The 18633-nt window shown below is 35.0% G+C and carries 19 protein-coding genes; 17 read left to right on the forward strand and 2 right to left on the reverse strand.

The annotated features are described in order from the left end of the window. Positions 1 to 42: 42 nt before the first annotated feature. Complete coding sequence (locus tag JNUCC72_RS00465) at positions 43 to 567, reverse strand: CvpA family protein (protein ID WP_454143847.1); 525 nt, start codon at positions 565 to 567, stop codon at positions 43 to 45. Positions 568 to 712: 145 nt separating this feature from the next. Between JNUCC72_RS00465 and rsmG the strand changes: the two genes are divergently transcribed. The 17 genes from rsmG to JNUCC72_RS00550 all read left to right on the forward strand — a co-directional run bounded on the left by rsmG (position 713) and on the right by JNUCC72_RS00550 (position 17205). Then, a complete protein-coding gene (gene rsmG, locus JNUCC72_RS00470) occupies positions 713 to 1432 on the forward strand; it encodes a 16S rRNA (guanine(527)-N(7))-methyltransferase RsmG (RefSeq protein WP_454143849.1) in 720 nt (239 codons plus the stop codon). Positions 1433 to 1442: 10 nt separating this feature from the next. Further along, positions 1443 to 2300 carry a ParB/RepB/Spo0J family partition protein gene (locus JNUCC72_RS00475; RefSeq protein ID WP_454143851.1) on the forward strand — a complete coding sequence of 286 codons (858 nt, stop codon included), beginning with the start codon at positions 1443 to 1445 and terminating at the stop codon, positions 2298 to 2300. Between the two features lie 14 nt (positions 2301 to 2314). After that, entirely contained in the window at positions 2315 to 3082 is a 768-nt protein-coding gene (locus JNUCC72_RS00480; protein ID WP_339968259.1) for a ParA family protein, read from the forward strand. Next, positions 3072 to 3941 (forward strand): ParB/RepB/Spo0J family partition protein, encoded by an 870-nt coding sequence (locus JNUCC72_RS00485; RefSeq protein WP_454143854.1) that lies wholly within the window; start codon positions 3072 to 3074, stop codon positions 3939 to 3941. The genes JNUCC72_RS00480 and JNUCC72_RS00485 overlap by 11 nt, the downstream gene beginning before the upstream one ends. 15 nt (positions 3942 to 3956) lie before the next feature. Beyond that, positions 3957 to 4202, forward strand: coding sequence for a DUF951 domain-containing protein (locus JNUCC72_RS00490; protein ID WP_454143856.1), 246 nt, complete (start codon positions 3957 to 3959; stop codon positions 4200 to 4202). Positions 4203 to 4219: 17 nt separating this feature from the next. Next, entirely contained in the window at positions 4220 to 5320 is a 1101-nt protein-coding gene (gene ychF / locus JNUCC72_RS00495) for a redox-regulated ATPase YchF (RefSeq protein ID WP_454143858.1), read from the forward strand. A gap of 23 nt (positions 5321 to 5343) precedes the next feature. Beyond that, positions 5344 to 6054 carry a DUF1129 family protein gene (locus tag JNUCC72_RS00500; protein ID WP_454143860.1) on the forward strand — a complete coding sequence of 237 codons (711 nt, stop codon included), beginning with the start codon at positions 5344 to 5346 and terminating at the stop codon, positions 6052 to 6054. 133 nt (positions 6055 to 6187) lie between these two features. Further along, positions 6188 to 7573: an Nramp family divalent metal transporter gene (locus JNUCC72_RS00505; protein WP_454143862.1), complete on the forward strand. Its 1386-nt coding sequence runs from the start codon at positions 6188 to 6190 to the stop codon at positions 7571 to 7573. 149 nt (positions 7574 to 7722) lie between these two features. Next, complete coding sequence (locus tag JNUCC72_RS00510; RefSeq protein WP_454143864.1) at positions 7723 to 9087, forward strand: L,D-transpeptidase family protein; 1365 nt, start codon at positions 7723 to 7725, stop codon at positions 9085 to 9087. 21 nt (positions 9088 to 9108) lie between these two features. Beyond that, positions 9109 to 9798, forward strand: a complete 690-nt coding sequence (locus JNUCC72_RS00515; RefSeq protein ID WP_454143866.1) for a response regulator — start codon at positions 9109 to 9111, stop codon at positions 9796 to 9798. A 1-nt stretch (position 9799) separates the two neighbouring features. After that, on the forward strand, positions 9800 to 10933 hold the full coding sequence (locus JNUCC72_RS00520; protein ID WP_454143868.1) for a sensor histidine kinase: 1134 nt from the start codon (positions 9800 to 9802) through the stop codon (positions 10931 to 10933). Between the two features lie 16 nt (positions 10934 to 10949). Continuing rightward, positions 10950 to 12266, forward strand: a complete 1317-nt coding sequence (locus JNUCC72_RS00525; protein WP_454143870.1) for a D-alanyl-D-alanine carboxypeptidase family protein — start codon at positions 10950 to 10952, stop codon at positions 12264 to 12266. A 62-nt stretch (positions 12267 to 12328) separates the two neighbouring features. Further along, complete coding sequence (locus JNUCC72_RS00530) at positions 12329 to 13879, forward strand: UDP-N-acetylmuramoyl-L-alanyl-D-glutamate--2,6-diaminopimelate ligase (protein ID WP_454143872.1); 1551 nt, start codon at positions 12329 to 12331, stop codon at positions 13877 to 13879. Continuing rightward, a complete protein-coding gene (locus tag JNUCC72_RS00535; protein WP_454143874.1) occupies positions 13879 to 14631 on the forward strand; it encodes an aspartate/glutamate racemase family protein in 753 nt (250 codons plus the stop codon). The genes JNUCC72_RS00530 and JNUCC72_RS00535 overlap by 1 nt, the downstream gene beginning before the upstream one ends. Positions 14632 to 14775: 144 nt before the next feature. After that, positions 14776 to 15645, forward strand: a complete 870-nt coding sequence (gene pfkB, locus JNUCC72_RS00540) for a 1-phosphofructokinase (protein WP_454144672.1) — start codon at positions 14776 to 14778, stop codon at positions 15643 to 15645. Positions 15646 to 15745: 100 nt separating this feature from the next. Next, positions 15746 to 16417 carry a metal ABC transporter ATP-binding protein gene (locus JNUCC72_RS00545; protein ID WP_454143876.1) on the forward strand — a complete coding sequence of 224 codons (672 nt, stop codon included), beginning with the start codon at positions 15746 to 15748 and terminating at the stop codon, positions 16415 to 16417. Then, positions 16417 to 17205: a metal ABC transporter permease gene (locus JNUCC72_RS00550; RefSeq protein WP_454143878.1), complete on the forward strand. Its 789-nt coding sequence runs from the start codon at positions 16417 to 16419 to the stop codon at positions 17203 to 17205. Before JNUCC72_RS00545 ends, JNUCC72_RS00550 begins: the two co-directional genes overlap by 1 nt. Positions 17206 to 17237: 32 nt before the next feature. Here JNUCC72_RS00550 and JNUCC72_RS00555 read toward each other — a convergent pair whose 3' ends face one another. Then, entirely contained in the window at positions 17238 to 18623 is a 1386-nt protein-coding gene (locus JNUCC72_RS00555; RefSeq protein ID WP_454143880.1) for an APC family permease, read from the reverse strand. Positions 18624 to 18633 lie beyond the last annotated feature (10 nt).

Raw genomic sequence — 18633 nt, forward strand, 5'->3', positions numbered from 1 at the left:
AGAAAAACTCTTAAGGAAAACCTTAAGAGTTTTTTAGTGTGTTTATTTAAAATTAAAATGTGCAAATATTTCATTGAATACTTGCTGTGTAAAAATTGGTGTTTGATGCAAGATGAAATCAATTAGGGGTGTTTGACTTGCTTGGCTCATAAACCAATCGACTTTTAAAATGTTAAGCATTGAAACAATTACAAATACTAAAACATAGCCAATAATAAAGTTGAAAGCCATTCCAATTAGGCTATCTACAAGTTTAATTGGGGCAAAGTTAGTAATAGGTGATGTGATTGCCTTGAGAGAAATAATAATTAAGTAACCAATAATTAAAATAGCAAAGAAAGCAATGAAACGTGCAATTAATATTTTTGAAATATCACTGCTTGTTTGAATGTCTTGGTGATAGATTAGTTGAAAGACAATTTGTCCAATTGGGGCTTGTAGAAAAAGTGCTAAGACAAACGTTACAATCTTACCAACATAAGAAAGCAAGCGGTTAGTAAATCCTTTTTTATACCCACTGTAAATTTTAGAAATCAAATAGATTAGAATAATGATACTTAAAATCATTGATAAAACTCCTTAATTTTGTTGCCTAAATTGGTAACAAACTCTAATTTTTGAGCGAAAAACGACGGCATTAATGTTATGATTAATGGTATAGCTTTAATCAATTTTAACACAAAATACAAATTAAATAATTTATGGAGGAACTATGAATCCAGAACAATTTGTTAACGAACTACAAAAAAATGGATTCGATTTGACACCAACACAAATCGAACAATTTCATCATTATTTCAAAAAATTAGTCGAAGTTAATGAATCTGTTAACTTAACAGCAATAACTGATGAAGAAGGGGTTTATTTGAAACATTTTTTTGATTCAATTACACCACTTATTCATTTTAAAGATTATTTTCAAGGGTCTAAAAAGCTAGCCGATATTGGTGCAGGCGCAGGTTTTCCTTCTATTCCAATGAAAATTCTGCAACCAGAACTAGAAGTGACAATTGTCGATTCTTTAAATAAGCGATTGAAGTTTTTAAGCGAATTAGTTGATGAATTAGGCCTAGATAATGTTTCATTAGTTCATGGTCGTGCAGAAGATATTGGTCGTGATCAAAATCATCGTGAACAATATGATTTGGCTACGGCTCGTGCAGTGGCAAGACTGAACGTCTTGAGTGAGTACTGTTTACCATTTGTGAAACCAAATGGTTACATGGTAGCATTAAAAGGCTCAAGCAGCTTAGAAGAAATTGCAGATTCAAAAAGAGCTTTAGATTTGTTGAACGGCAAGCTAGTTGATAATTTAGAAATTAGTCTACCGTTAAGTGACGAACCAAGAGCGCTTACTTTAATTCAAAAAGTTGGCCAAATACCTAAAGCTTACCCAAGAAAAGCAGGGACACCAACTAGAAAACCTTTATAGGAGCATGATCATGGGTATTTCTTTTTTTAGGAGAAAAAAACAGCAGCAAAAAGAACCAGAAAATAAAATCGAAAACAGAAAATATATTGACCATTTGCCAGTCAGTCAGATTAAATCAAATCCTTTTCAACCTCATGAAGAGTTTGATCAAGTGATGCTTGAAGAACTAGCAAATACAATGCAAAGTTATGGTTTGCTTCAACCTATTGTCGTGAGAACTTTAGCAGAAAATAGTTACGAAGTTATTTCAGGAGAGCATCGAATTCGGGCAGCAAAGCTACTTGATTGGGATAAAATTCCAGCTATTATCGATGAGTTTGATGATTTTCAAGCCGCAACATTGTCAATTATTGGGAACTTTCAAACAGAACCACTCAATCCAATAGAAGAAGCTAAATCGTATCAACGGTTACTAGATAAGTATGATTTAACCCAAATTAAGTTGGCAAACTATTTGGGTAAAACACAATCTTACATTTCAGCAAAATTATCGTTATTACGCGTTTCACCTGAAATTCAAAATTATGTGGTTACTCAAAAACTCACACAAAATCATGCGAGAACTTTAATAAGTTTAAATGCAGACCAACAAAATCAGCTAGCTCAAACTATTATAGAGGATAATTTAACAGTTGAGCAGTCTAGACAATTAGTTAAAGACTTTTTAGATCATCCACAACAAGCTACTAATTTGTATAGTAAGGCTAAGAAAAATGTGCAACTTAAAACCGCACGTAATCTAAAAGTACCAATTAATACAATTAAGAAAACGATTAATTTAGTTGAACAAACCGGGACAAAAGTTCGCTATGAAGAATCTGAAGATTCAGGTAATTACAAAATTGTCATTGAATTAGATAAGGGGTAAGGTGATTATTTTTTATGGCACATATTATATCAGTTGCTAATCAAAAAGGTGGTGTTGGCAAGACAACGACGACCATTAACTTGGGAGCCAGTTTGGCAGATGAAAACCAACGCGTGTTGATTGTCGATACTGATCCACAAGGTAATGCGACCAGTGGCTTAGGCGTTTCACCGGCAGATGTTGAACAAGATGTTTATGACGTGTTGATTAATGAAGTCCCACTTGTGGATACGATTCATCAAACTTCTCATAAAAACTTAGATTTGGTACCCGCAACGATTCAACTAGCAGGGGCTGAAACTGAACTGATTTCATTAATGGCAAGAGAAACACGATTGAAAAATGGAATTGATGAAGTTATCGACAAGTATGATTATATTTTAATCGATTGTCCGCCTTCTTTAGGTCAATTGTCGATTAATGCATTTACAGCTAGTCATACTATTTTAATTCCTGTTCAAAGCGAGTACTATGCTTTAGAAGGATTGAGTCAATTACTTAATACTATTCGCTTAGTTCAAAAACACTTCAACAAAGCACTCGGTGTTGAAGGGGTTTTAATGACAATGTATGATGCTAGAACCAATTTAGGGGCGGAAGTGATTCAAGAAGTGAAAACTTACTTTGGGGATAAAGTTTACAAAACAATTATCCCACGAATCGCACGCCTTGCTGAGGCACCAAGTTATGGACAGGCGATTATTGATTACGATAAACGATCACGTGGTACACTGGTATATCAAGAACTAGCAAAGGAAGTGCTTTCGGCCAATGAAGGATAAAAGACAATCTGGATTAGGACGCGGAATCGATGCTATTTTTTCTGATTTCGATAATGCGGATTCAAACGAAAACGTAGAAGAAATCAAAGTCGATAATATTCGACCTAATCCTTATCAACCCAGAAAAACTTTTGATCAAGTTGCTTTAAAAGAATTAGCAGAGTCAATTGCCTTAAATGGTGTTTTTCAACCCGTTATCGTTAGAAAAAGCGTTAGTGGTTATGATCTAGTTGCAGGTGAAAGACGTTTACGTGCTAGTAAATTAGCCAAAAAAGAAACAATACCAGCTATCGTTCGTCAACTTGACGAAAGTCAAATGATGGAAATTGCGGTACTTGAAAACTTACAACGTGAAAACTTGACGCCACTTGAAGAGGCGCAAGCTTACCAAACTCTGCAAAATGATTTGAACTTAACACAAGGTGAAATGTCCAAACGATTAGGTAAAAGTCGTCCATACATCGCAAACTATTTGAGATTGCTAGCCTTACCTGTTGCAACTAAACAGCTATTACAATCTGAAAAGATTTCAATGGGGCAAGCTAGAACCTTACTTGGTTTAAAAGACAAAAAGAAAATTGATTTACTGGCTAAAAAAGCAGCGTCTGAAGGCATGACCGTTCGTCGTTTAGAGGCATTAGTTCAACAACTTAATGAACAAAGTCAAAAAACAAAAAAAGCAGCAATTGCCAAAAAATCACCATTTGTGATTTCAAGCGAAAAGAAACTTGAAGACAAATTTGGGTCACAAGTTGTGATTAAATCAGATAAAAGTGGTCGAGGTAAAATCCAAATCGACTACTTATCAACAGAAGATTTAAATCGAATTTTAGACATTTTAGATATTTCAATTGATTAAATATAGGTGGTATATATGTTTGAATTAGGCGATTTAGTGACAATGAAAAAGTCACATGCATGTGGTCAAAATCGATTTGAAGTGATTCGACTAGGTGCAGATATCAAAATTTGTTGTATGGGGTGTGGGCATATTATTATGATGCCTCGCCGAGATTTTTCGAAACGCTTGAAAAAAATCGCAACCAAACAACCCGATGTTAAAATTGAACAGGAATCACATTACGTGACACTTGACCAATTACAACAACCAAAAATATAGAAGGAGAATTTTTATTCATGGCATTAACAGCAGGAATCGTAGGTTTACCTAACGTTGGTAAATCAACACTTTTTAACGCAATTACAAAAGCAGGAGCGGAAATGGCAAACTACCCATTTGCGACAATTGATCCAAACGTTGGGATGGTTGAAGTTCCCGATGATCGTTTAAACCGTATTACTGATTTAATCCCCGCTAAAAAAATTATCAAGACAACTTTTGAATTTACAGATATTGCAGGTCTTGTAAAGGGTGCAAGTAAGGGTGAAGGACTAGGAAACAAATTCTTAGAAAACATTCGCCAAGTGGATGCGATTGTGCACGTTGTCCGTGCATTTGATGATGACAATATTACAAGTGTTACTGGTAAAGTTGACCCAATTGAAGACATCGAAACAATCAACTTAGAGTTAAGCTTGTCTGATTTAGATAGCGTTACAAAACGTTTAGGTAAAGTTGAAAAAGTTGCTCGTACAAAAGATAAAGATGCTTTAGCTGAACTTGAAGTTCTAAACAAAATCAAACCAGTTCTTGAAGAAGGTGGATCTGTTCGTTCAATCGAATTCACTGAAGAAGAGCAAAAAATTGTTAAAGGTCTTTTCCTATTAACTTCAAAACCAATTATTTATGTAGGTAATATTGCTGAAGAAAACATGGCTAATCCTGAAGATGTTGAATACTTCAAGTTAATTAAAGAATATGCAAACAATGAAGGTGCCGATGCTTTAGCAATTTCTGCTAAAACTGAAGAAGAAATTGCAACGCTAGATGAAGATGAACGTCAAGAATTCTTAGAAGCTGAAGGTGTGACTGAATCAGGTCTAGATCGCTTAATTAAAGCTGCTTACTACTTGCTAGGACTACAAACATTCTTTACAGCTGGTGAAAAAGAAACACGTGCTTGGACATTCAAGAAAGGTATGAAAGCCCCACAAGTTGCTGGAGTTATTCACTCAGACTTTGAACGTGGATTCATTCGTGCTGAAGTTGTCGCTTTTGATGACTTAGACAAATACGAATCCATGCAAAAAGTTAAAGAAGCTGGACGTATGCGTCTAGAAGGTAAAGAATATGTTGTTGAAGATGGCGATATTATCGAATTTAGATTTAACGTCTAATCAAATATAAGGAGCGATTTCTGTTGGCACAATCTCAAAAAGAAGAACCCAAAACAGTTGATTTTAAAGCGCTAAGAGCTGAACTAACAAAACGTAATGAAGAATATATCTATCGCGTAGAAAAGTTTTTGCAAGCGCAAAAATTAACTGCTGATCAAGCACAAGAAAAAGTGAACGAACATTTAGAAGAAATTGTTCAAGAACAACGAAAAGGTAGACCGGCTAATAAATTATACGGTCCAGCTAGTCAATTTGCTAATCAATTGCTCAACAAAAAAGCAAGACCAGAAGGGGCAAGTTATGCAGATTATCCTTACTGGCAACTAGCAGTTGATTCAGGATTATTCTATGGTGTGATGTTTGCGGCATTGCTTGGAATTATGTCGTTATTTACGTCAAGTCGCCCAGAATCCAATCAGTTTGGCGTTTTGAGTATTTTGATGATTGCAATCTTGTTTGGGGTTATGATGCCTTACTACAATATTGTGATGCAAAAGCCAAAATCAGAACGACCTAAATTATGGAAATTATTATTGTATTTCCTACTTTGCATTTTGATTTATATGGGACTAACAACGTTAACCGTTTACTTGCCAGCTGTTATTAATCCAAGACCATCTGCGGTCGGATTTATTATCTTAGCTGTTATCTTGTTTGCAGTACGTTACGGGTTCAGAAAATACTACGATATTAAATATAGTCCGCTTAATCCAACTAATGCGGGTAGAAGATAACATGCCGTGTGCATGTTATTTTTTTGTCTATTAAATAAAAAAATTAAGTAAGCCTAATTTTTTATGTACAAACACCTAACAAAAGAGTATTATGAATCACAGATGAGATTTAACTTTTTAAGGAGGAGCTTCAATGAGTAAAGAAGAAAGTGAACGGGATAAGATGACTAATGAAGAGACCAAAATGTTTCATTACGCAGATGGTCCTTCGCTTGAAGAAATTAATGGAACAGTAGCAGTTCCTAAAAAAGGTGGATTTTGGAGAACACTATTTGCTTTTAGTGGACCAGGAGCCTTAGTTGCTGTTGGCTATATGGATCCAGGTAACTGGGTAACATCTATTGCTGGGGGAGCTCAATATCAATACACACTATTAAGTGTTATTTTGATTTCGAGCTTAATTGCGATGTTATTACAAGCTATGTCTGCAAGACTTGGAATTGCGAGTGGTCTTGATTTGGCGCAAGCAACCGCTAAACACTCACCAACATGGCTACGTTATACACTTTGGATTATTACAGAACTTGCAATTATGGCGACTGATATTGCCGAAATTGTGGGTGCTGCGATTGCGCTGAAATTGTTATTCAATTTACCTTTAATTGTTGGTATATTTTTAACGACACTAGATGTCATGTTGCTATTGCTATTAATGAAACTTGGTTTTCGAAAAATCGAAGCAATTGTTGGCGCTTTGATTGTGTCTATTTTGGTTATTTTCCTTTATGAAGTTATTTTAGCTAGACCTGATGTTGGTGCAATGTTTGCAGGATACATTCCTCAACCAGAAGTTGTGACAAACAAAGGTGCTTTCTATATCGCTTTAGGTATTGTTGGGGCAACAGTTATGCCACATAACTTATACTTACACTCTTCCATTGCACAAGCTAGACAATATGATCGTAATAATATTGAAGAAAAAAGACGTGCAATTAAATTTACAGTACTAGATTCAAATATTCAACTATCAGTAGCTTTTGTAGTTAACACATTACTATTGCTACTAGGTGCAGCTCTTTTCTATGGTGCGCAAACTGATTTAGGGACATTCTCTGAACTATACAATGCACTTCAAAATCCTCAAGTTGCAGGTGTTATTGCCAGCCCTATCTTGAGTGTGTTGTTTGCGGTAGCCTTATTAGCCTCAGGACAAAACTCAACGATTACCGGAACATTATCTGGTCAAATCGTAATGGAAGGTTTCATTCACTTAAAAATGCCAATGTGGGCTAGACGTGTGATCACACGATTAATTTCAGTTATTCCTGTTTTGATTTTTGCCATTATTTATCACAGTAACGAAGCAAAAATCGAGGACTTATTGGTCTTTTCACAAGTATTTTTAAGTATTGCATTACCTGTTTCAATTATTCCATTAGTGATGTTTACAGCTAATAAGAAAATTATGGGACCTTTTGTGAATAAAAAATGGGTTACTATTACTTCTAGTCTAGTTGCAATTATTCTAACTGGATTAAACATATTCTTGATTTTACAAACATTAGGTTGGGTACAATAATACCAACAAAAAGCGGACAACATAGGCTGTTGTCCGCTTTTTTATTTTAGTTTTTCTTTTGTTTTAGGGCGATTGATTGATAGGTCAAACCAAACTAGTATATAATGAACTAATAATGAGTGATTAAGTAATAATAGTGAGGTATACATATGAAGAAAGCAAATAAGTTAAAAATAGGGGTTTTTGTTTTTTTATTTAGTCTATTAGTTGTTTATATAGGATTCGGTTCATATTATAGTAGTCGATTCTTACCAGGAACAACAGTTTATGGCCAATCAATTGGTCAATTAACAAAAGATCAAGCTGAGGCTAAGTTGACAAACAAACTAAATGAAACCACTTACACATTACGTGATGGGGATAAAGTGGTTGGCCAGTTTACTGGAAAAGACATTGGATTGAAAGTTGATTACAATAGTGATTTAACAGCACGCATGACGCAGCAAAATCCGTGGTTATTTAAAACTAGCCAGACAGTAAATGCAACACAAAATCAAGGATTCGATGAAGCGTCAGCTAAAAGCTACTTATCAAATCTTTTGAACAAAGAAAATCAAATCCGTACTGAATCCAAAAATGCAAGCATCCAAAGAACTGGTAACCAAGGTTTTCAGCTTGTATCTGAAACACAAGGGAATCAATTCAACGTTGATAATGTTATGACTTATATTTTTGAAAATATCCAATCTGGTAATCAAAATATCCAGCTGAATGATCAATACATTAAGCCTACTGTAACTTCTGATAATACAGATTTACAAAATAATCTAAAAACATTAAACAATGTTGCTAATGTTTCAGGTGCTTACACAATTAGTAATAACACAGAAGTTGTGTCAAATAGTCTTGTGCTATCATGGGTTAATTTCAAAGATAACAAAATCAATTTTGATGAAACAGCGATGAGAACCTACTTGAGAAGTTTAAATCAAAAATATAGCACAGTGAACAAATCAAGAATCTTTAAGACAACATCAGGTGCAGTCGTAACTGTTCCTGCAGGAACATACGGGTGGAGTATTAACGTTGAATCAGAGTTGAGCCAACTAAAACAAGATATTTTGAATGGTAATAAATTCTCAAGACAGCCTAAGATTTCGGGTTCTGGGTACAACACTAGTGGAACTGACATTGGTGACACATATGTTGAAGTAAATATTGCGTCACAAAAACTTTGGATTTATAAACAAGGTCAACTTGTTTTAACAACAGATGTTGTGACAGGACTTCCAGGTCAAGACACACCAAAAGGTGTTTGGGCTGTTTGGTCAAAACAACAAAACGCAGTACTTAGAGGTCTTAACAATGACGGTAGTCCATATGCTTCACCAGTTAACTACTGGATGCCTATTGATAACACCGGTGTTGGTTTGCATGATGCTAATTGGCAGCCTAAATTTGGTGGCACTTGGTATCAAACTCATGGCTCCCACGGCTGTATCAATATTTCACCAAGTGTGATGCCCAAAGTTTATGCAGATGTAGCTATGGGAACACCTGTTGTAATTTACTAAAAATGAAAAGAGGTCTAAAAATTGAAAATTTTAGTCGTTGATGATGATAAAGAAATTGTAGAACTACTTAGTATCTACTTAAAGAACGAAGGTTATGAGCCTGTTGCAGCACATAATGGCCAAGAGGCGGTATCAAAATTAAGCACCTTATCGTCTGAAATCGGATTAATGATTTTAGATATTATGATGCCTAACATGAGCGGGATTGACGTGATTAAACAAGTTAGACGTGATTCAGATATTCCAATTATTGTCGTTTCAGCTAAAACGGCGGATATGGATAAAATCAAAGGTTTGATTACTGGTGCAGATGACTATGTCTCAAAACCTTTCAATCCACTTGAAGTTATGGCACGTGTAAGATCATTACTACGCCGTAGTGAAAAGAAAGTGACCGCATCAGAACCTGCTATCTTAAAAGTAGGACCACTTGAAATTAATAAAGATTCACACGAAGTTAAAACACAAGCTGGCAAAAAAATTCAATTAACAGCTCTAGAATTTGGTATTTTACATTTATTAGCTACTCATCCAAATCGTGTTTTTTCAGCTAATGAAATTTTTGAAAAAGTATGGCGTCAAGAAAGTGTCGTTTCAGCCAAAACAGTAATGGTTCATGTGAGTCACTTGCGAGACAAGATCGAAGAAGCAACAGATGGTGAAAAGGTAATTGAAACCGTTTGGGGAGTCGGTTACAAAGTGGAGGTCTAATATGACTAAGCCAAAAGTTCAGTTAACGCCAAAAGAAAAGAGTGAACTTTTCATTGAAGGTGTTATCACAGTTATTTTACTGTTGTTACTGAATTTATCGATTACAATTTTAATTAATTCAGCAATTATTAATCACACTAATTTGGGTGAGCTTTTAAAAAACGCTATTTTGTTTCGTTATAATTTTGACAGTTGGCCAGTTCAAATCTTTTTGATTAGCTTTATGGTTATCTTAGACATCATCGTACTTTATTGGCGATTATTAAGACGTTATCGTCAAATGCAAATGCGCCATGTGATTTCAGAATTACATTATATTGCACAAGGTCATTTCGATCATCGAATTAATTTTGTGGTTGAAAATGATCTTCAGAGAATGGTTGATAGTATTAATTCGTTGGTCGACAGCACAGTAACTGCGATGAATGAGGAACGAGCTATCAAGAAAAGAAACGAAGAGCTAATTACAAACGTTAGTCATGATATCAGAACACCGCTAACGTCAATCATTGGTTACCTTGGCTTGTTGCAAACGATGGATTTTGGAGACGACAACATTAAGCATTATGTTGATATTGCGTACATCAAATCACAGCAAATGAAAGTACTAGCTGATGATCTATTTGACTATACAACAGTTCATGAGCGTCAAGTTAATATCACGCCTAATAACTTCATTGTAGATGATATGTTGAATCAATTAGCAGCAAGTTTTGAACTTGAAGCAAAGGAAAAAGGTATCAAAATTGAAGTTTCGGTTTCACCTAGTCACCTTGAGATGAATGCCGATAATGAAAAATTAGGTCGTGTATTTAATAACTTAATTAGTAACGCATTGAAGTATGGGAAAAAAGCGACATTCATTAAGCTAACTGCTAAAGAACAAAATGGGCAGGTAGAATTAACTGTTCAAAATGATGGTCAAAAAATCCCTAAAGCTTCTTTAAACCGCTTGTTTGAGCGATTTTATCGTGTTGAAAGTTCACGTTCGACGCAAACAGGGGGAACAGGACTGGGACTTGCTATTTCACAAGAAATTATTACATTGCATCATGGTCAAATATTTGCTAAATCGAGCTCTAAGCTCACAGAATTTATAATTGAAATGCCCCAGTATTTTATGGAAAAAAATTGAAGGTAGGAAAGAGTTTATGAAAACAAAAACTCAAAAAATGACATTAATGACAATAATAACACTATTATTGTCGTTTTTTACTGCACCAATCTTAGGCGCACAATCTCAGACAGTAAGTGCGGCTGAATCAACTAATAGTCAAACTAATGTTAGTGCCAAATCAGCACTAGCAATTGATTCTGAAACAGGAAAAATCTTGTTTAATCAAGATTCAACACAAGTATTGCCGATTGCATCAATGACAAAAATGTTAACGCTTTATATTGTTCGTGATCAAATTAAGAACAACAAGTTGTCATTTGACGATCAAATCACAGTTCCACAAGATATTGCCGAATGGACAAAAGATACGCGTCTATCTAATATTCCACTAACTGCAGGCGAAAAATATAGTGTAAAGGAACTTTATGAATCAGGTTGGATTTATTCGTCTAATGCTGCAGCAATGTTGTTAGCTAATAAGGTAGCAGGTTCGCAAAAAGACTTCGTTGAAATGATGAATAAACAATTAGCACAATGGAATATTCGTGATGCAAAAATTGTAAACGTGAGCGGTTTATCAAATTCTGACATTCCTGAAAAGTACCGTGTACCTGGTATTAGCGAAAATGTTGAAAATGAAATGTCTGCACAAAGCTTAGCTAAAATCGCACAGCATGTGATTAATGATTACCCAGACACACTAAGTATTACAAAACAATCGTCACAAATTTTTGCTTCAGGTCGCACTGATTCATATAAAATGACCAGTTTTAACCGCATGTTACCTGGAATGCCTGATAACTATTCAGACTTACCAGTTGATGGGTTGAAAACGGGGACAACTGATGCTGCAGGGGAATGTTTTGTAGGAACTGCAGAAAAGAACGGCTATCGTGTCATTACAATTGTCATGCATGCTAATGGAGACGATAATGATAAAGGTAAGCGATTCAAAGTTACAGCAGACATTATGCGTGACGTATTCAAAAACTACACTAAGGTAAAAGTTTATGATGCCAATCAAGAAATTACCACACCATTGAAATTGAACTATGCTAAATCATCAGAAGTTAAGTTAGAAACTTCAGCACCTGTAGTCGTATTCAAAAAAGCGAGTGATGAAACACCTCAAACAACGATTGAAATGACAGTAAAAGATAACGAGCTTAATAGTGTGACCAAAGGTCAACAAGTTGGACATGTCAAAATTAATGACGATGGTCTAGGATACTTGGATACTAAAAGCGATGAAGTTTCGATCGTCACAAAAGATTCTGTTGATGAAATGAACTTCTTTGAAAAGATTTGGCACGCTATTTCATCATTTTTCAGTAGTTTATTTGGAAAATAATTTCAAACATTCTCAGTATTAGTTATAATTGAGTAAAATTAACAAGTTAAGGGGTCAAACGTATGACACTATCATTACAAACCAGTATTTTAATATTAAAAGAACATCACCTACTAAAAAGTAGTGCAGTTCAGGACCTAGTCCCAATGGAATTTCAAAATGTAAGCTACGACTCACGTAATGTAGATGTTGATTCCTTATTTTTCATTAAGGGTGAAAAGTTTAGACCAACCTATTTACTAAACGCACGTGAAAATGGTGCAATTGCTTATGTAGCAGAGCAACCTCATATTGAAGGTAACGGTATGCACGCTTTAATCGTTCGTGATGTTCAAAAAGCAATGGCACTACTTTCAGCAGCCTTTTTCAACTATCCACAAGACGATTTGTTCGTTGTAGGGATTACAGGAACCAAAGGAAAAACAACGTCTTCTTATTTCTTAAAGGGAATTTTAGATCGCCAAAACGACAACAAGACAGCGTTGTTTTCAACAGTAGATCGTATTGTTGGGCCAAAACCTGAAGACACATTTAAGTCAGATTTAACAACACCAGAATCACTAGATTTATTCCGTGATATGAGAAGATCTGTTGATAATGGTATGACACATTTAGTAATGGAAGTCTCTTCTCAAGCTTATAAGAAGAGCCGTGTATTTGGCTTAACCTATGATTTAGGTATCTTTTTAAACATTACACCAGATCATATTGGTGCTAATGAACATCCTAACTTCGATGACTACTTGCACTGTAAATTACAATTGTTGGTCAACTCTCGTAAAGTAATCATTAATGCAGAAACTGATCATTTTGACGAAATTTACCTAGCTGCAAAAACAACAACTAATCCTGATAGTATCTTTACTTATGGTCGCAAAGGTTATGACTTGAACAGCCATTTTTATCAAAAATCTATTAATGTTAACTTTGAAAACATTGAATTTGATATGGCAAAATCACAATTTAAAATTGATGCTGATCAATCTGAATTGGCGATTTCTGGTGATTACCAATTAAGTTTGATTGGTGATTTTAATGAAAGTAATGCTACTGCAGCAATTATTGCGGGGAGTTTGGTTGGCGTTGCTCAAAAAGAAATCGCTAAAGGAATTGCTAAAGTACAAATACCTGGAAGAATGCAAGTATTGAAATTGCAAAATGGCGCAAATGTAATTATTGATTATGCGCATAATCTAGCAAGTATGCGTGCCTTACTATCATTCTTAAAAACTGAATTCAATGACCCTAAAATGACGGTTGTTGTGGGTAGTCCAGGGGACAAAGGTATTTCTCGTCGAAAAGACTTTGCGACAGCGTTGAACGAATTTGCTAGTCAAGTTTACTTAACGACAGATGATCCAGGATTTGAAAATCCAGAAGATATCGCAAATGAGATTGATGAACAATTAAATCATGATAAGTTAAATGTTGAAATCGAATTAGATCGTAAAACAGCAATCAAAAAAGCAATGAATGCTAGTCAAAAAGATGAAGTGATTATTTTGGCCGGCAAAGGAAACGATGCTTACCAAAAGGTGAGAGGTATTGATACACCTTATGAAACTGATCAAGTGATTGCTAAATCTATCATTGAATCGCAGGAACTAAAATAATGAGAGAGTTTTTTAGTATATTAGGTGGTATGGGAACAATTGCGACGGAAAGTTATGTTCGTTTAATTAACCATCGTGTCAAAATCAGACGCGACCAAGATTATTTAAATTATATTTTGGTTAACCATGCGACTGTACCAGATCGTACTTCTTATATTTTGAATCCCAGCGAACATGAAAGCTTTTTACCTTATTTGATTGATGATATTGAACAACAGAACAAACTATCCCCTGATTTCATTGTGATGGTTTGTAACACGGCGCACTATTTCTATGAGGAATTACAACAGCATAGTCAATCACCTATCTTGCATATGCCACGTATTGCGATTAAACAAATGGTTGCACAATATCCCAGTGAAAATAAAATTGGGTTGATTGCAACACGCGGAACGATTGCCGATGGTATTTACAAAAACGAAATCGAAAAAGTAGGCAAAGAAGTTGTCTTAGGTGGTTCTGAAATTCAAGAATTAGTCGATGAATTAATTTATAAAAACATCAAAGAAAAAGGGATTGTCGACATTGCTTTGTATCATCGAATTTTGCAAAAAATGCATGATGATTATGGAGTTAATGTCATTGTTCTTGGATGTACAGAATTGTCCTTAGCACAAGAAAAAGGTGCTAATCATGATTATCAAGTAATTGATGCACAAAGCATCATAGCCGATGTCACGATTGATTTAGCAACTCAAATCCGCCAAGGAAAAGACAAAAATCAACTTATCAAACGTTATCAAGAAGCTTAGACTAATTGTCTAAGCTTTTTTAAAACTAATTTTTTGCATTATCGGTTGAAACTTTTTATGCTAGTATTACAGTATTATACGGTTTAGGAGCGTGAGATTTTGAAAGTTTATACAATTACAGTTAACCCATCATTGGATTATGTGATGGCCCTTGATTCACTTGATTTAGGTGAGGTCAATCGAACAACAGCGGCTACTTTATTTGCCGGAGGAAAAGGGATTAATGTATCGCAGGTGTTAACACAGCTGGATGTGGATAATTGTGCACTTGGATTTATTGGTGGCTCAACTGGACAAGAATTATTACAGCAGTTGAATCAAAAGAAAATTAAGAGTGATTTTACAACTATTCTTGAAAAAACGCGGATTAATGTCAAAGTCAAAGCCGATCAAGAGACAGAAATTAATGCGGGTGGTCCTAAAATTAGTATGCAAGAGCAACATACATTTAAGACAAAGCTAACGCAACTTACTGAAGATGATATTGTTGTCATGTCTGGAAGTTTAGCCAGAGGGTTACCAGATGATTTCTATTTCCAACTGATTGACTTGATTAAAGAGCAAGGAAGTCAATTTGTTCTAGATACAAGTGGCCAGAGTTTACTCGATTGTCTGGATAAAAAGCCGCTAATGGTTAAACCTAATCATCATGAATTAGCAGATATTTTTGAGACAACGTTTTCAACCCAAGAAGAGATTATTGAACATGGTCGAAAATTGCAAAAAATGGGTGCACAAAATGTTATTGTGTCCATGGCAGGAGACGGTGCTTATCTTGTGACAGAAGATACCGTGTACTATGCTAAGCCTTTAACGGGTAAAGTGGTTAATTCCGTAGGTGCTGGTGACTCAATGGTTGCAGGGTTTGTTGGAACTTATAGTCAAACACAAGATGCCGTTGCTGCTTTCAAAATGGGTGTGGCCTGTGGAAGTGCAACAGCTTTCACCGAAGACATTGCAACAGAACCCCAAATCAATCAACAATTGAAGCACGTTGACATAATCGAGATTTAATTCTCGATTTTTTTGTTTTAATATAGGCATTTTGTTAATATTGTGATAAAGTGTTATATCGTAATAGTTACTATTTAAATCAACCGAGGTGTCAGAATAAATGAATATTATAACTGTCAAAGACCTGTCTGTTTCATTTGAAGGACAAGCTGTCTTTGAAGATTTATCTTTTAGTTTAAAGGAAGGATCCACAACCAGTTTAATTGGACAAAACGGTGTTGGAAAAACCACTTTAATAAGAGTACTAATGAAGATGTTACAGCCGACAACAGGTGAAGTTACCTATTCAAAAAAAGCAGATGGACAACCTATCAAAGTGGGCTATGTTCCTCAGTTTCGCAATATTGATAAAGACTATCCATTGTCCGTTAAGAATTTTATTCAGTTAAACGCCGGGTTATTTAAAAGCAAAGCTTATAAAAAAAGCGTACATAATATTATTCAAGAAACAAATTTAACTGCTATTCAAAATTCATCTATGGGTGAATTATCTGGAGGGGAAAAGCAACGCGCATACTTAGCTCAAGCCTTAATTGATAATCCAGATTTTATTATTTTAGATGAATCAACAGCGAGCCTAGATCCAACAGCTAAATTAAGTTTGATGAGTTTAGTTAAACAACTCAACAAGACTCGAAAAATTACGGTTCTATTTGCGACACATGATATCGAATTAGCCAAAGAATTTACGGAGGACTATATTTTTATGCAACCAGGTAGTTATGAAACTGGTAAAATTAAAAACTTTGATGAAAGTCGGGTGGGACGTTAATGTTTGCTTATGAGTTTATGCGAAACGCATTTTTTGCCAGTACCTTTATTGCCATTGTGAGTGGGATTATCGGTGTTTTTGTAATTGCACGTCAATTGAGTTTCTTAGCACACACTTTATCTGAAATTGGGTTTGCTGGGGCATCATTTGCTGTCTTTATGGGAATTTCACCGTTACTTGGGATGTTATTATTCACCTTGCTAAGTTCAGTTAGTGTAGGGACATTGAGCCTTAAATCTTCAAAACGTGAAACGGCAATTAGTGTTGTATCTGCATTCTTTACTGGTTTAGGTATTTTGTTCTTATCACTATCAAATGCGAGTTCAAGATATGCTACGAATATTTTATTCGGAAGTATCATCAGTATTGATCAACAAGGTGTCTTTCAGTTGATTGGATTATCTGTTGTCGTCTTGATTTCAGTTTTCGTTTTATATCGCTGGTTAGCATTTGATTCATTTGATACAGTAGGAGCCGCTGCCCAAAGACTACCGACATTCTTAATTTCGATTTTATTCTTAGTATTACTTGCTATGAGTGTTAGTGTCGGCGCACAAGTTGTCGGTTCTTTACTGGTATTTATCTTAATTACATTACCAGCATCAATTGCAAAATATTTAGGTAAATCAATTCTATCAATGATTGCTTGGTCTGTTGGGCTAGCTTTAGTTGGTGTCTGGGGTGGTTTGTATTTAAGCTATATTACGAACTGGCCAGTAACTTTCTTTATTTCATCAATCGAAGTGGTCATTTATATTATTGTTTATCTAATCAAAAGAAAAGCATAAAAAAATAAGCGTGTGTGAACACGCTTATTTTTTTAGTTTAAATTAGTTTTTGATTGTCGATTAAAAATATATAAAATAATTGGTAGAATGACATAACCAATAACCATAGCTGAAATAGCATAGATATTAAGATGTGAACCTGTTGCATCGACAATCGAGAATTGACCAACCCAGTCAAACTTGATTAGTAAGAATGCCGTTAGCACTAATGAAATAATGGGTACGAAAACATCGGTTGCGATATTTCTTTTAGCTGTGGAAATTGTTTCTTCAGAGTTTTTACCGTAGAAAAACATGATAACAGATAAAGGAACCACGATGAATTGTACGAAACGAGACATGGTACTGATGATAATAATGTTGGTCATGTTGTATTGGAAAGCCATTGGAATGACAATGGCAATCACAATTGTGACTAAAAATGAAACTAACGGAATATCTTGTTTGTTACGTTTAGCAAAGATTGCTGGAATTTGTTTTTCTTTTGCAATTGCTTCAAGAACACGAGGTGTGTGGAAAGATGAAGCAACGTTAATCCCAAACATTGAAATTAAGGCACCATAAAGGACAATATTCTTCACAATACCGTTGTCAAAAATATCAACTAAAGCGACAACTTGATTACTAAAAACTAAAGCATGTGGATTAATCATCATTGAAATTGAAACAATTCCAATATAGATTAAAGCAATAATTAGCATACCAAGAGGTAAAGCTTTAGGTAAGTTCTTTTCAGGTTTTTGCATGTCACTTGAACCACTGGCGATACTTTCAAACCCATTCAGTGCATAAAAAGCAGTGATTGTCGCCATAACAAAGGCTGAAGTATTAAGTGATGAAATTAAAGGCTGGCCGTTTGCATTTTGGAAGTTGTTAACATCCAAGAAATGATTAGCACCAGTACTAATTAGCATGTAAATCCCAAAGATAATAATTGTTAATAAAGCTAATAATTTACCGATGGTTGAAAGGTTGTTAATAATTGCAAAGACTTTAGGTCCAAGTAAATTAATAACAAGAAGTAATGCCATTAAGACAATAAAGCCAAGTGTTAATAAGCCAAAATTGCTGCTATCTAGCTTCATAATAGCTAGTACGGTTTTAACCACACTTGTTGCCATAACTCCCCAGGCAATACTTGCGGCAATGAAACGTGTAATACCGACATAAAACCCAACATTACGACCAAAAGCTGTACGCGCATAAGCGTAAGCTGCTCCACCTTTTGAAACATATTTTGCAGCAGAGGCAAATGATAAAGCCAGTAGTGAAGCAAAAATTGCTGCTGCAAAATAAACAATAGGGGTGTAAGTTCCGGCCATCTTGACGACAGAACCTGGGGAAATAAAAATTCCTGATCCAATAATTGAGTTGATTGTTAATAAGACAATCGACCAAAAACCTAACTTCTTATTCATGATAAACTCC

Source organism: Holzapfeliella sp. JNUCC 72 (assembly GCF_053668685.1).